At 69.1% G+C, this 14482-nt stretch carries 11 protein-coding genes and 1 pseudogene; 5 read left to right on the top strand and 7 right to left on the bottom strand.

Annotation, left to right across the window (positions count from 1 at the left end; genetic code table 11):
• The 3 genes and pseudogenes from ACFWP5_RS16250 to ACFWP5_RS16240 form a co-directional block, all read left to right on the top strand.
• Positions 1-918 (top strand): annotated as a pseudogene (locus ACFWP5_RS16250) (alpha-1,4-glucan--maltose-1-phosphate maltosyltransferase); the annotation flags it as partial.
• On the top strand, positions 915-2615 hold the full coding sequence (gene treS, locus ACFWP5_RS16245) for a maltose alpha-D-glucosyltransferase (RefSeq protein ID WP_384155858.1): 1701 nt from the start codon (positions 915-917) through the stop codon (positions 2613-2615). The pseudogene ACFWP5_RS16250 and the gene treS, both read left to right, overlap by 4 nt.
• Positions 2616-2717: 102 nt before the next feature.
• Entirely contained in the window at positions 2718-4094 is a 1377-nt protein-coding gene (locus tag ACFWP5_RS16240) for a maltokinase (protein ID WP_384155856.1), read from the top strand.
• Here the strand turns inward: ACFWP5_RS16240 and ACFWP5_RS16235 are convergent.
• On the bottom strand, positions 4059-5216 hold the full coding sequence (locus tag ACFWP5_RS16235; protein ID WP_384155872.1) for a hypothetical protein: 1158 nt from the start codon (positions 5214-5216) through the stop codon (positions 4059-4061). The genes ACFWP5_RS16240 and ACFWP5_RS16235 overlap by 36 nt on opposite strands.
• A gap of 307 nt (positions 5217-5523) precedes the next feature.
• Here ACFWP5_RS16235 and glgB point away from each other — a divergent pair, with 307 nt between their 5' ends.
• Positions 5524-8253, top strand: a complete 2730-nt coding sequence (glgB, locus tag ACFWP5_RS16230; protein ID WP_384155869.1) for a 1,4-alpha-glucan branching enzyme — start codon at positions 5524-5526, stop codon at positions 8251-8253.
• A 274-nt stretch (positions 8254-8527) separates the two neighbouring features.
• Here glgB and ACFWP5_RS16225 read toward each other — a convergent pair whose 3' ends face one another.
• From ACFWP5_RS16225 to ACFWP5_RS16210, 4 genes are all read right to left on the bottom strand, one after another.
• Positions 8528-10780, bottom strand: coding sequence for a HelD family protein (locus ACFWP5_RS16225; protein ID WP_384155853.1), 2253 nt, complete (start codon positions 10778-10780; stop codon positions 8528-8530).
• Between the two features lie 156 nt (positions 10781-10936).
• A complete protein-coding gene (gene trxA / locus ACFWP5_RS16220) occupies positions 10937-11269 on the bottom strand; it encodes a thioredoxin (protein WP_384155850.1) in 333 nt (110 codons plus the stop codon).
• Complete coding sequence (locus ACFWP5_RS16215) at positions 11266-11652, bottom strand: MerR family transcriptional regulator (protein WP_384155847.1); 387 nt, start codon at positions 11650-11652, stop codon at positions 11266-11268. The genes trxA and ACFWP5_RS16215 overlap by 4 nt, the downstream gene beginning before the upstream one ends.
• Positions 11653-11681: 29 nt before the next feature.
• Positions 11682-12191 (bottom strand): Lrp/AsnC family transcriptional regulator, encoded by a 510-nt coding sequence (locus ACFWP5_RS16210; RefSeq protein ID WP_384155844.1) that lies wholly within the window; start codon positions 12189-12191, stop codon positions 11682-11684.
• A gap of 39 nt (positions 12192-12230) precedes the next feature.
• On the opposite strand from ACFWP5_RS16210, the gene ACFWP5_RS16205 reads away from it, so the two are divergent.
• Positions 12231-13130, top strand: coding sequence for an NAD-dependent epimerase/dehydratase family protein (locus ACFWP5_RS16205; RefSeq protein WP_384155841.1), 900 nt, complete (start codon positions 12231-12233; stop codon positions 13128-13130).
• Here the strand turns inward: ACFWP5_RS16205 and ACFWP5_RS16200 are convergent.
• Entirely contained in the window at positions 13090-13569 is a 480-nt protein-coding gene (locus ACFWP5_RS16200) for a hypothetical protein (protein ID WP_384155838.1), read from the bottom strand. The two genes, ACFWP5_RS16205 and ACFWP5_RS16200, sit on opposite strands and share 41 nt — an antisense overlap.
• A 94-nt stretch (positions 13570-13663) precedes the next feature.
• Entirely contained in the window at positions 13664-14428 is a 765-nt protein-coding gene (locus ACFWP5_RS16195) for a DUF2127 domain-containing protein (protein ID WP_384155866.1), read from the bottom strand.
• Positions 14429-14482 lie beyond the last annotated feature (54 nt).

Here is a 14482-nt window from a genome sequence, read left to right as displayed (position 1 = left end):
GACGGCCTGATCGCCGAGACCGTCCGCGTGCTGCGGCACTGGATGGACCACGGGGTGCGGATCTTCCGCGTGGACAACCCGCACACCAAGCCGGTCCTGTTCTGGGAGCGGGTGATCGCGGACATCAACGGCACCGACCCGGACGTGATCTTCCTGGCCGAGGCGTTCACCCGTCCCGCGATGATGCACACGCTCGCGCAGATCGGTTTCCAGCAGTCGTACACCTACTTCACCTGGCGCAACACGAAAGAGGAACTCACCGAGTACCTCAGCGAGTTGTCCGGCGAGGCCGCCGCCTATATGCGGCCGAACCTGTTCGTGAACACCCCGGACATCCTGCACGAGTTCCTCCAGGACGGCGGCCGGCCCGCCTTCGAACTGCGGGCGGTGCTCGCGGCGACGCTCTCGCCGACGTGGGGGGTGTACAGCGGGTATGAGTTGTGCGAGAACGCCCCGTTGCGGCCGGGCAGCGAGGAGTATCTCGACTCCGAGAAGTACCAACTCCGTCCCCGCGACTGGGTGTCGGCCGAGCGGGAAGGACGTAGCATCGCGCCATTGCTGGGCAAGCTCAACGACATCCGGCGCCGCAGCCCGGCGTTGCGGCAGCTGCGCGACCTCCACTTCCACCACGTGGACCAGGAGGCGGTGATCGCGTACTCGAAGCGGAGCGGTTCGAACACGGTTCTGGTGGTCGCGAACCTCGACCCTCACCACACCCAGGAGGCCACGGTCTCGTTGGACATGCCGCAACTCGGCCTGGAATGGCACGAGTCGGTGCCGGTGCGCGACGAGCTCACCGGTGAGACCTATCACTGGGGCAGGGCCAACTATGTGCGCCTGGAACCGGGTAACCGGGCCGCGCACATCCTCACCGTCCTGCGACCGTCCCCGCAGATCGGAGGGTCACCCACCATATGATCGTCAACGAGCCCGTCCCGGACACCTTCGAGGACACTCCCGCCAAGGACCGGGACCCCGAGTGGTTCAAACGCGCCGTCTTCTACGAGGTCCTGGTCCGCTCCTTCCAGGACAGCAACGGCGACGGCATCGGTGACCTCAAGGGCATCACCGCCAAACTCGACTACCTCCAGTGGCTCGGCGTCGACTGCCTCTGGCTGCCCCCCTTCTTCAAATCCCCCCTCCGAGACGGCGGTTACGACGTCTCGGACTACACCGCCGTACTCCCCGAGTTCGGCGACCTCGCCGACTTCGTCGAGTTCGTCGACTCCGCCCACCAGCGGGGCATGCGCGTCATCATCGACTTCGTCATGAACCACACCAGCGACCAGCACCCGTGGTTCCAGGAGTCCCGCAAAGACCCCGACGGCCCCTACGGCGACTACTACATGTGGGCCGACGACGACAAGCAGTACCCCGACGCCCGCATCATCTTCGTCGACACCGAAGCCTCCAACTGGACCTTCGACCCGGTCCGCAAGCAGTACTTCTGGCACCGCTTCTTCTCCCACCAACCGGACCTCAACTACGAGAACCCGGCCGTGCAGGAGGAGATCATCTCGGCGCTGAAGTTCTGGCTGGACCTGGGCATCGACGGCTTCCGGCTGGACGCGGTCCCGTACCTGTTCGCGGCCGAGGGCACCAACTGCGAAAACCTTCCGGCAACGCACGAGTTCCTGCGCCGGGTGCGCAAGGAGATCGACGCCCAGTACCCCGACACGGTGGTGCTGGCGGAGGCGAACCAGTGGCCCGAGGACGTCGTCGACTACTTCGGCGACTACCAGAGCGGCGGGGACGAATGCCACATGGCATTCCACTTCCCCGTGATGCCGAGGATCTTCATGGCGGTACGCCGCGAGTCGCGCTACCCCGTCTCGGAGATCCTCGCCAAGACCCCCGCGATCCCGTCGAGTTGCCAGTGGGGCATCTTCCTGCGCAACCACGACGAGCTGACGCTGGAGATGGTCACCGACGAGGAACGCGACTACATGTGGGCCGAGTACGCCAAGGACCCGCGTATGCGCGCCAACATCGGAATCCGACGGCGGCTGGCCCCCCTGCTGGACAACGACCGCAACCAGATCGAGCTGTTCACAGCCCTGCTGCTCTCCCTCCCCGGCTCGCCGATCCTCTACTACGGCGACGAGATCGGCATGGGCGACAACATCTGGCTCGGCGACCGCGACGCCGTCCGCACCCCGATGCAGTGGACACCGGATCGCAACGCAGGTTTTTCGTCCTGTGACCCTGGCCGGCTGTCACTGCCGACCATCATGGACCCCGTCTACGGCTACCAGGTCACCAACGTCGAGGCGTCGATGTCGTCGCCCTCCTCGCTGCTGCACTGGACCCGCCGCATGATCGAGATCCGTAAGCAGAACCTGGCGTTCGGACTGGGTTCGTACCGGGAGCTGCCGTCGTCCAATCCGGCGGTGATCGCGTTCCTGCGCGAGTACGAGGACGACCTCGTCCTGTGCGTGAACAACTTCTCCCGGTTCGCGCAGCCGACGGAACTGGACCTGCGGGCGTTCAATGGGAGGCATCCGGTCGAACTGTTCGGCGGGGTGCGCTTTCCGGCCGTAGGCGAACTGCCGTACTTGCTGACGCTGGCGGGCCACGGCTTCTACTGGTTCCGGCTCCGCAAGGAAGCCGCCTAGAACGAACCCGTCGGGGCGGGGCGGTTTCGGTTTCCCCCGCCCCGCCCGGGGCACGCAACAGTGACACCCCGACCACCCCCCGGGGAAAGGAATGTGACACCTATGGCGGAAACTGTCACACTTTCCGGCCGGACCAGTCCCGGTCCCGGCCTCCTCGCGTCGCTCGACCCCCTCCTGCGGGAGTGGCTGCCGAGGCAACGGTGGTTCGCGGGCAAAGGCCGTCCCGTCACCGGTTTCTCGCTCGTGGCAGCAACCGAACTCCTGCCGCTGGACGGCAAACTGGGCCTCTACCACCTCTTGGTCCGCGCCCATCAGTCACCCGCCCCGGGCGACTGCTACCAACTCCTCATAGGTGTGCGCGAGGCGCTGCCACCCCGGCTCGCGCCCGCGCTCATCGGACATGTGGAGGAGGGCCCGCTCGCCGGTCACACGGTGTACGAGGCCCTGTACGACCCCCGGCCCGCCGAGGTGCTCCTGGAGGCGCTGCGCGCCCAGGCCCGCATCGGCGGGCTGCGCTTCGAACGGGCCCCGGACGCCCCGGGCATCGGCCCCGGCCTGACACCACGCCTGATGACGGCGGAACAGTCCAATTCGTCGGTGGTCTACGGCGATACGTTCATCCTGAAGCTGCTGCGCCGGATCGTGCCCGGCACCAACCCCGACCTGGAACTCCCGCTGGCCCTCGCCCTGGAGGGCTGCCCCCGGGTGCCGGCGCCGACGGCGTGGCTACGGGCGGAGTTCGCCGACGAGCCGTACGTCCTCGGAGTGCTCCAGCCGTTCGTGCAGGGCGCGGCCGACGGCTGGGAACTGGCGCTGGGCGAGTTGTCCAAGGGCGAGGATTTCAGCGCGGAGGCGAGGTCGCTGGGCAGGGCCACGGCGGAAGTACATGTCGCCCTGGCGCGAGCGCTACCGACGATGACGTTGGGCCACGTACAACTACAACTCCTGGTCACCGGCATGACCGACCGCCTGGACGCGGCGGCACAAGCGGTCCCCGCCCTACGCCCGTACGCCTCCGGCCTGCACTCGGCGTTCTCGGCACTGGCGGACCTGGCGGCCGAGGGCCACACCTGGACGGCCCAGCGCATCCACGGCGACCTGCACCTGGGCCAGTGCCTGCACTCGCCGTCCGGGGAATGGTCCCTGATCGACTTCGAGGGCGAGCCGTCCAGGCCCCTCGCGGAACGCCGTATGCCCCAGCCTCCGGTACGGGACATCGCGGGGATGCTCCGTTCCTTCGACTACGCGGCCCACTCGACGACCCCGCCGGCACCGGGCTGGGCGGACACGTGCCGGGCGGCGTACTGCTCGGGTTACGCGGAAGTCACCGGCGTGGACCCGCGCACGGACCCCGTGCTCCTCCGCGCGTACGAGACGGACAAGGCGATCTACGAGGTCCTCTACGAGGCCCGCCACCGCCCGGACTGGCTCCCGGTGCCCCTGTCAGCGGTCCGCCGCCTGGCCAACCCCACAACCTGACCCACCCACTCCACCCTCACCCGCCCAGGAGGCTCTACCCGTGACCCCGCGTCCCCCGTCCAACGGTTCGGATCCAAGGCCGAGGAAGAAGCCGGCCGAGGAGAAGAGCGGTACGGAACTGCAGCCGACGGCTCCTAAGGAGAAAAGGGGCGGTGGCGGCAGCGACACGAAGAAGGCCGCCGAGGCTGTGGAGAGGGCTGCGGGTGAGGGGGCGAGCGGCAAGGGGGCCACGGTGAAGGGGCCGGTGGTCAAGCAGCCTGCGGTGAAGGGGGCTGCGGACAAGCAGGCCACGGCAAAGGGGGCGGCGGGCAAGAAGGCGGTTGCGGAGAAGGCGACCAAGAAGAAGGGCGGGACGAAGAACGCCGCCGCGAAGAAGGCCGGTACGAAGAGGGCGGCGGCTGAGAAGGCTGAGCGCGGGAAGACCGGGGCCAAGGGGGCGGCGACGAAGAACACGCCGGTTGAGACCGCTGAGCCTAAGAAGGCTGGAACCAAGAGGGCGGCAACGAAGAACACGCCAGCTGAGACCGCTGAGCCTAAGAAGGCTGAAGCCACGAGGACGACGACGAAGAACACGCCAGCTGAGACCGCTGAGCCTAAGAAGGCTGGAACCAAGAGGACGGCGACGAAGAACACGCCGACCGAGACAGCCGAGCCTGGAAAGGCCGCGGCCAAGAGGGCGACGGCCAAGAACGCCGGCACGAAGAGGGCCGCGGCGACGAAGGCAGCGGCGAAGAACGCCGTGATCAAGAAGGCCGCTGCCAAGAAGCGTGCAGGGAAGAAGAACGCCGTGGCGAAGACTGGTTCGGCGGAAGAGACCTCGGCGACAGAAGCTGCGACGGAGAAGGCCATGACGAAGACGGGCGCCGCGAAGACGGGTACGGCGAAGAGGACGAACGTGACGGCGAAGGTCCCGGCGGAGACGGGCTCGGCGGAAGAAGTGGTGGCGGAGACGAGCAGCGCGAGGAAGACCGTGACAAAGAGGGCCGCCGCGAAGAAAGCCGTGACCAAGAAGGCCGCAGCGAAGAAGGGTGCCGGGAAGAAGAACTCGGCGAAGAAGGGCCTGGCCAGGAAGACGATCGCGGCTGACGAGAAGCCCACGCGGAGGACGGTGACTGCCGACACGGGGACGGATTCGGGGGCTGCTTCTCCCGCGCCGGAAAGGGAGGCTGCCGCATCGGAGGGGGCGGATTCCGCGCCGGAGCAGGGGGCTTCCGCACCGGAGCAGGCGACTTCCACACCGGGCCAGGTGGCATCCACACCGGGTCAGGAGGCTGCTGCCCCCGGCATCGCGTCCAACCCGGAACCGGGTCCGACCGCGCAGTCGGGGCCCACCTCGGAACCGGGGCCCACCTCGGGGTCGGGACCCACCTCGGAGTCGGCCACGCCGCCGACGGCGACCACCGAACCGGCCTCGGCGCCGACCCCGCTGATGGCGCCGGCTGACGCCCCCGAGTCGACCACCCCGCCATCGCCACCAACCGCATCTGCTCCGGACCAGACTCCGGCCGAGGCCCCAGAGTCAGGCATACCCCCGGCCCCGGCCACTGCCTCGGAGTCGACTACGCGCCCGTCCACCGCACCGCCCTCACCCACACCACCGGCCTCGGCCGACACCTCGAAGCCGGCTGCACCGCCGACACCGACCACTGCTCCGAACCTGCCCGCACCGCCGACCGCACCAGTTTCGGCACCGGCACCGCTGCCCGCTGCGGCTGACACCTCGGAGCCGACCACACCGGCGACGCCATCCACCGAACCGACCTCGCCCATACCATCGGCCTCTGCCGACGCCTCGAAGCCAGCCACACCCGCGAGCCCGCCCACCGCTCCGGCCCCAGCCCCGCTGCCGACCCCAGCCGACGCCCCGCAGTTGGCCACACCGCCCACCTCACCGCCCTCCGCCGACGCCCCGCAGTTGGCCACACCGCCCACCCCGCCGACCTCACCCACCCCCACCCCCCCGGCCATCACCATCTCCCCCGCCCTCAACGCCACAGACCGCGACCGCCTCCTCCACGGAACCCACCACGCCCCCCACTCCGTACTCGGCGCCCACCCGGTCCCAGGCGGTGTCGCGTTCCGGGTGTTTCGGCCGTTCGCGCTTGGAGTGACCGTCGTGGCCGGGCAGTTGAGGGCCGAGTTGCATGACGACGGGGACGGGTTCTTCTCGGGGTTGGTGCCCCTACAGGGCGTCCCGGAGTATCGGCTCGCCGTGGCCTACGAAGGCACCGTGCAGGAGGTCGAGGACGCGTACCGGTTCCTGCCCGCGCTCGGGGATCTGGACCTGCATCTGATCGGTGAGGGCCGGCACGAGGAGTTGTGGCAGGCGCTCGGGGCGCGGCCGATGACGCATCAGGGGGTCGCCGGCACCCGCTTCACCGTGTGGGCGCCGGACGCCCAAGGCGTACGCCTCGCCGGTACCTTCAACTTCTGGGACGGGACGGGCGCCCCGCTGCGCTCACTCGGCGGCACCGGTGTCTGGGAAGTGTTCATGCCCGGCATCGGCGAGGGCGAGCTGTACAAGTTCGAGATCACCCGGCCCGACGGTTCGAAGACACTCCGTGCCGACCCCATGGCCCGCCGCACCGAAGTCCCGCCGAGCACCTCCTCGATCATCCACGCCTCGCACTACGAGTGGAACGACGACGCGTGGCTCGCCCAGCGCGCGGAAGTCCCCGCCCACGAGGCTGCCTTCTCCGTCTACGAGCTCCATCTCGCCTCCTGGCGCCCGGGATTGACATACCGCCAGCTCGCCGAGCAACTCCCCGCCTACGTCAAGGACTTGGGCTTCACCCACGTCGAGATGATGCCGGTCGCCGAGCATCCCTACGGCGGCTCGTGGGGTTACCAGGTCACCGGTTTCTACGCCCCGACCGCCCGCCTCGGCACCCCAGACGACTTCAAGTTCCTCGTCGACGCCCTGCACCAGGCCGGTATCGGCGTCCTGATGGACTGGGTACCGGCCCACTTCCCGCGCGACGACTGGGCGTTGGCCGAGTTCGACGGCCGCCCCCTGTACGAACACGAGGACCCGCTCCGTGCCGCGCACCCCGACTGGGGCACCCTGGAATTCGACTTCGGCCGCCGCGAGGTCCGCAACTTCCTTGTGGCGAACGCCGTTTACTGGTGCGAGGAGTTCCACATCGACGGCCTGCGCGTGGACGCGGTCGCCTCGATGCTCTACCTCGACTACTCACGCGAGCCGGGCCAGTGGACCCCGAACGAGCACGGCGGCCGGGAGAACCTCGACGCCGTCGCCTTCCTCCAGGAGATGAACGCGACCGTGTACCGCAGGGTGCCCGGAGTCGTGACGATCGCCGAGGAGTCCACCGCCTGGGACGGCGTCACCCGCGCCACGCACCACATCGGCCCCGGCGGATTCGGCGGCCTCGGCTTCGGGCTGAAGTGGAACATGGGCTGGATGCACGACTCGCTCGACTACATGTCGCACGAGCCCGTCCACCGCAAACACCACCACGGCGAGATGACGTTCTCCATGGTGTACGCCTACAGCGAGAACTACGTCCTCCCGATCTCCCACGACGAAGTCGTCCACGGCAAGCGGTCGTTGGTGTCGAAGATGCCCGGCGACTGGTGGCAGCAACGCGCCAACCTCCGCGCCTACCTCGCCTTCATGTGGGCCCACCCCGGCAAGCAACTCCTCTTCATGGGCCAGGAGTTCGCCCAGGGCGCGGAGTGGTCCGAGACCCACGGCCCCGACTGGTGGCTCCTCGACCCGGCCTACGGCGCCGAGGCCGACCACCGAGGCGTACGCGACCTGGTCCGCGACCTCAACACGGTGTACCGCCACACCCCCGCCCTCTGGCAACTGGACACCGACCCGGCCGGCTTCCAGTGGATCACCGGCGACGCCTCCGAGGACAACGTCTTCGCCTTCCTCCGCTACGACACCGACGGCTCCCCCCTCCTCGCCGTCAGCAACTTCTCCCCCGTCGTCCGCCACGGCTACCGCCTGGGCACCCCCGACGACGTCCCCGCCTGGCACGAAACCCTCAACACCGACACCGCCCTCTACGGCGGCGGCGACATCACCAACCCCGACCCCATCAAGCCCGAACCCCAACCGTGGCACGGCCGCCCGACCAGCATCCGAGTGACGTTGCCCCCGCTCGCGACAGTCTGGCTGCGCCCGGCATAGCAGCCTCAACTCCAATTACCGGACGGCACCTTCACAGCACCGGCGGGGGCCGTTCAATCCCGGGCCTTTTCAACACCCGCCGACAAGATCCAGCCTGTTCAGCACTTACTGACGCAGGCCGGCTACACCCGTCCCGCCCGGCACTTACTGACGCAGGCCGGCTATAGCCGGCCTGTTGGGGCCCCTCTGGGGGAGTTGAGGACGAGGCCCCTCAGGGCCGGTGGGGGTCTGGGGGCGCAGCCCCCAGGGACGCCCACACCGACACCAGCCACCCTCACAACGCCACCGCTTCGGCCAAGCTCACCGGCAACGCCCCCGTGTGCAACACCCCCAGCCTCTGCGTCGCCCGAGTCAACGCCACATACAGATCACTCGTCCCGTACCGCCCCGGCTCGACCACCAACACGGAGTCGAACTCCAACCCCTTGGCCTGCCGCGGATCCAGCAGAACAACACTCCGCGTCAGATCCGGCTCCGCCCCCGCCGTCACCCCGTCCAGCCGAGCCGCCAGCCTCCGGTGCAGATCCCGCGGCGCGATAACGGCCAGGCGCCCCTCCGCAGGGGTGAGTTCACCCACGGCCTTGGCCACCGCGCCCGGCAGATCGTCCGTGGCCCGCACCCAGGGCCGTACACCCGTGGACCGTACCGAACTCGGCGGTTCGAAGGACGGGTTCTCCGCACGGACGACCGCCGCCGCGAGGTCCATGATCTCGGCGGGGGTGCGGTAGTTGACGCCGAGGCGGGTGTGGTCGAAGCGGTCCTCGACGTACGGGGCGAGGATCTCCGCCCAGGAGCCCACGCCCGCCGCTTCCGCCGTCTGGGCCGGGTCGCCGACCAGGGTCATCGACCGGGTCGGGCTACGGCGCATCAGCAACCGCCAGGCCATCGGGGAGAGTTCCTGCGCCTCGTCGACGATGATGTGGCCGAACGTCCAGGTACGGTCGGCCGCCGCGCGCTCGGCGGCGCTGCGGTGGTCCTCCTCCTCGTGCCGCTCGGCGAAGCGCTCGGCGTCGATGATGTCGTGCGCCGACAGCACCTCGGACCCCTCGGGGTCGCCCTCCTCCTTGTCCTCGAACTCGAACGTCCGGGAGGCGAAGGACACGTCCAACACCCCCTGCGCGAACGACACTTGCTCCTCCCGCTCCCGCTGGGCCCGCGCCCGCCGCACCCGGTCGTCCCGCCCGAGGAGTTCCGCGGCCTCGTCGAGCAGCGGTACGTCCGCGACGGTCCACTCGCGGGTCACCGGGCGGCGGATGGCGTCCGCGTCGTCGTCGGAGACATAGCCAACGGGGTCGGCGAGGAAGTCGGCGACGAGGTACTGCGGGGTCAGGCGCGGCCACAACTGGTCGATGGCGGCCCAGACTTCGGGGTTCTCGGCGAGTTCGTCGCGGATCTGGGTGATGTCGCTGGGGTCGAGGAGGTTGCTGCCGTCGAAGGGGTCGGTGCCGATGCGTTCGGCGACCATCTCGGTGAGCGTGTTGAGGATGTGGCCCTCGAAGTGCTCCCGGGCCGCGTTGTGCGGGAGTTGGGCTTCCCGGGCCTGGTCGCGGGCCACCCGCACCAGGCCGTCGTCGAGCATCAGGATCTCGCGGTCGTGCTCGATGGCGATCACCGGGTCGGGCAGCGACTGCCAGTCGCGTACGACGGCGGCGAGGACGTCGGCCATGTCGGCACGGCCCTTCACCGCGGCGGCGGCCCTGCTGTCGGTGGCCGTGGCCTTCACGCCGGGGAACAACTCGCCGACGGTCGCCAGGAGTACGCCGGTCTCGCCGAGGGAGGGCAGCACCTCGGCGATGTAGCCGAGGAAGGCGGGGTTCGGGCCGACGATCAGGACGGCGCGCTTGGCGAGCAACTCCCGGTGTTCGTAGAGGAGATACGCGGCCCGGTGCAGCGCGACGGCGGTCTTGCCGGTGCCGGGGCCGCCCTCGACGACGAGCACCCCGCGATAGGGCGCGCGGATGATCTCGTCCTGTTCGGCCTGGATGGTCTGCACGATGTCGCTCATCCGGCCGGTGCGCGCGGAGTTGAGCGCGGCGAGCAGGACGGCGTCGCCGCTCGGGTCCTCGTGGCCGGTGCGGGTTGCGTCGCCGAGGTCGAGGATCTCGTCGTGCAGGGCGGTGACGCGGCGCCCGTCGGTGGTGAGGTGCCGGCGGCGGCGCAGGTCCATCGGGGTGTGGCCGGTGGCCAGGTAGAAGGGGCGGGCGACGTCGGCGCGCCAGTCGATCAGGATCGGCGTGAGGTCGGCGTCGTCGGAGCGGATGCCGATGCGGCCGATGTGGTGGGTGACGCCGGAGGTCAGGTCGATGCGGCCGAAGCAGAGCGAGCCGTCCACGGCGTTCAGAGCGGCGAGCAGCCCCGAGCGCTCGGCGACCAGGATGTCCCGCTCCAGCCGGGCCTGCATGGGCGTGTTGCCCTGCCCGAGCGCGTCCGTGACGGAGTCCTCGGTGGCGCCGCGCAGCGCGTCCACGCGTGCGTACAGACCGTCGATGAATTCCTGCTCACCGTGAATTTCATCGCTGTTTGACAATTCCACTCCCGGACATATATACTGTGCTCACTAAGCCTCTTTGCGACCCAATTCCCGTGAAGTCGCGAACCATTGAATATACGCAAAGAAATCCCCCGAGCGCAATTGCTCAGGGGATTTTCTCGTTCAAGAGGCTCTTCAAGAGGCCCGGATCGCTCAGATCACATCGGCCAGTTCCTCCAGCAGCCGGCGCTTGGGCCGGGCCCCCACCATGGCCTTCACCGGCTCACCGCCCCGGAAGACCATGAACGTGGGCATCGAGAGGACCTTGTAGGCGTTCGTGGTCTCCGGATTCTGATCGACGTTCAACTGCACCACTTTCAGCCGCTCGGCCTCCTCGGTGGCGAGGGCGCGCAGCACCGGTCCCATCTGCCGGCACGGAGGACACCAGTCCGCCGTGAACTCCACCAGTACCGGCAACTCCGCCCGGATCACCTCTGCCGTGAAGTTCTCGTCCGTCACGTCCACTACGTGCGTCACGTCGATCACAGTTCCCGCCCTCCCAGTTCGCACAACGGTGGTGGCTCCTCGACGGTCGCCAGCCGCACCCCGATCTCCGCCCGCACCGCCTGCAACTCCCCGATCAGGGAGTCCAGTTCGGCCAGCTTGCGCCGGTAGACCGCGAGCGACGCCGGACACGAGTCCCCCTCCGGATGCCCGGCCCGCAGACACTCCACGAAGGGCCGCATCTCCTCCAGGTCGAACCCGAAGTCCTGCAACGTCCTGATCTGCCTGAGCAGCTTCAGATCGCCCTCGTCGTACGTCCGGTACCCGTTGCCGCCCCGCCGCGCGGGCAGCAACCCCCGCGCCTCGTAGTACCGCAACGCCCGCGCCGTGGTCCCGGCCCGCGCGGCCAGCTCGCCGATTCGCATGCCTACGACGGTAATCCTTGACGTCGACGTCAGGGCAACAGCGGTTTGCGCTCCACCGGGGAGGTCAGCACGATCGACGTCGTGGTGCGCCCGAGCACGGAGACCGCTTCGAGGACCTCCTCCAGGTGGACGGTGTCCCGGACGGCGACCCTGAGGATCCAGCAGTCCTCGCCGACGACGTGGTGCACCTCGGTGATCTCGGGGCGCTCGATCAGCTCCAGGGTCCTGGGGTGCTTCAGGGTGTAGCCGCCGTGCGGGTTGACCCGGATGAACGCCTGGATGCCGTACCCGAGCCGGCCCGGGACGACCTGCGCGCCGTAGCCGCTGATCACGCCCGCGGCCTCCAGCCGCCGCACGCGCTCGGTGACCGCCGCCGGGCTCAGCCGGACCCGTCGTCCGAGCTCGCTGAGCTTGATCCGGCCGTCGGTCTGGAGGAGGTGGAGGATCTGCCGGTCCACTGCGTCGAAGGCCACCGGTGTTTCGTCGGCGGTGGCTCGCGGATGCCGTGGTTCTTTTGGCGCGGCGGCCTGAACTCCCATGTCTCCCCCTTCAGATCCTGCGGATACGCCCGAAGAATTATGGTCATGGAAAAGGCGCGGGACGTATTGGTCATCGGCGGCAGCCGTTATTTCGGCAAGCGGCTGATCGCGCGGCTGCTGGCCGCCGGGGACCGGGTCACGGTCCTCAACCGGGGTTCGTCGGCGCCGCCCGCCGGAGTGGTGCACCTGACCGCCGACCGCGACGACGAGGACGCGCTGCGCGCCGCTCTCGGCCCGCGCACCTTCGACGTCGTCGTCGACCAGGTCTGCTACACCCCGCGCCAGGCGGCGATCGCCCGTCGCGTCCTCACCGGCCGCACCGGCCGCTATGTGATGACGTCGACGGTCGAGGTGTACGAGTACGAGGACTCGCCCGCTCTCGTGAGCGAGGCGGCCGTCGATCCGCTCGCCGTGACCGTCGATCTCCAACTCCCCTGGGACGACCCGGAGTTCCTCGACACGCACTACGGCGAGGGGAAGCGGCAGGCGGAGGCGGTGTTCGCGGCGTCCGGCCCGGAGTTCCCGTACACGGCGGTCCGCGTGGCCCATGTCCTGGGCGGTGCCGACGACTTCACCGGCCGCCTGGACCACTACGCCGACCGCATCCGCACGGGCGAGCCGATCGCCGTCCCGGCCACGAACCACCCGGCGACCTACATCCACGTCGACGAGATCGCCGACTTCCTCCTCTGGGCGGCGGGCCAGGACTTCACAGGCCCGGTCAACGCGGCCTCGCACGACCCGCTGACCACGGAGGACCTGTGCGAGGCGCTCGCCGCCCAACTCCCCTCCGGCAAGGTGGTGTTCCGGACGGCGGAGGAGGGCGAGACCTCCCCGTTCTCCTTCGCCCGCTCCTACGGCATGGACAACTCCCGCGCCACGCGGCTCGGTTACACGTTCACCCACGCCCGGGAGTGGCTGCCGGACGCGGTGCGATAGCCGAGGGCGACGGCGTCACTCCCGCTCGTCCTCGTCCTCGTCCTCGTCCTCCGCCCCACGCACCCCGAGCAGCCGACGCGTCAACTGGTCGCGGTCGGAGAGGAGTTCGTCGAGGGCCGCGCGGAGGTCGGCGGGTTCCGTGCGCGCCGACCAGTTCGTAGGAACGGTCCTCCCCCGCGAACCAGTGCTCCAGCGCGAGTTGCCCGTTCGGGAGGTCGTGCGGCGGATACGCGGCCTTGACGAGGGGCCGGTCGCGGGGGGCGGTGCCGAGGTGTGCGCGGAGGCGTTCGGTGAGGTTGCGGGCGGGGTCGTAGTCCTTCGACCTGGGGCGGGCGACCGCGGCGAGGAGCTGGTGGAAGAGTTCGCTGATCTGCTGCAACGACAGGGGCGAGGGCTCGCGTTCGGCGCTGTATCTGCGCTCGTACTCGGCCTCGCTCATGAACCCCACTCCGCCCGGTTCACCCATTTCTGCCTACATAGCACCCAGGTTCTGATGTTTCGGACCAGGGTGTCAGACATGAGCCCCGCGGACGTCAGACCATGACGCCGGCCGATGTCTCCACTTCCAGCAGGGACGCGCTCTCCCGCTCCTCGTCGAAGGCCTTCCGCCCGCCGCGCAGCCCGAACAGCCGCTTGGCCAGGGCGATATAGACGACGGCGAGGATGTTGAGGACGAGGGTGGCGATCTTCAACCAGCTGATGTGTTCGGTGAGTTCGTAGATCTCCAGCGGCAGGAACGCGGCGGTCGCGACCACCGTCAGATACTCCGCCCAGCGCTTGGCGTACCAGAGTCCCCCGGCCTCGACGAGTTCGATCAGCGCGTACGCCAGCAGCAGGACGGCGACCAGGACCAGCGTGGAGTGCTTGTAGCCGAAGGTCTTCTGGATGGAGCCGACGATCGGCGAGTGGTCGAGGTCGTAGTGGAAGTGCTTGAAGACGGGCCGGAAGACGTTGAGGTAGTCGTCGAAGAGCTTGCGCACCGAGTCCTGGCTGTTGCTGAACTTCCAGACCGCGGCGGCGACCAGCACGATGAACACGCCGCGCACGGCCCGCTCGATCGCCAGGAACCGCAGGATGAACAGGTCCCGCAGCACCTTCCCGCGCGGCACCAGGGGCGCATGCTCAGCGGGCCCCGAACCGTGCGGTTCGCCGAGGACGAAGTCGCCGCAGCGCAGACAGCGCCAGGCCTCCCCGAACCCGGTCTCGGCGCGCAGCCGTTCCCGCAGTGCCGTCTCGTCGGGGGCGTACGTCGCGTGCCCGTGCCGTGCGCAGTGCCGCCGGTCCCAGTCGATCTTCATGCCCATGGCCCCCGTGACTCCCGCCGAACGCGAACGTGCCGTGCGCGCCGGAGG

It is taken from the genome of Streptomyces sp. NPDC058469 (assembly GCF_042721125.1).
Lineage (GTDB): Bacteria > Actinomycetota > Actinomycetes > Streptomycetales > Streptomycetaceae > Streptomyces.
The sequence above is the reverse complement of the archived record's forward strand: the minus strand, read 5'-3'. Positions and strand labels throughout refer to the sequence as shown.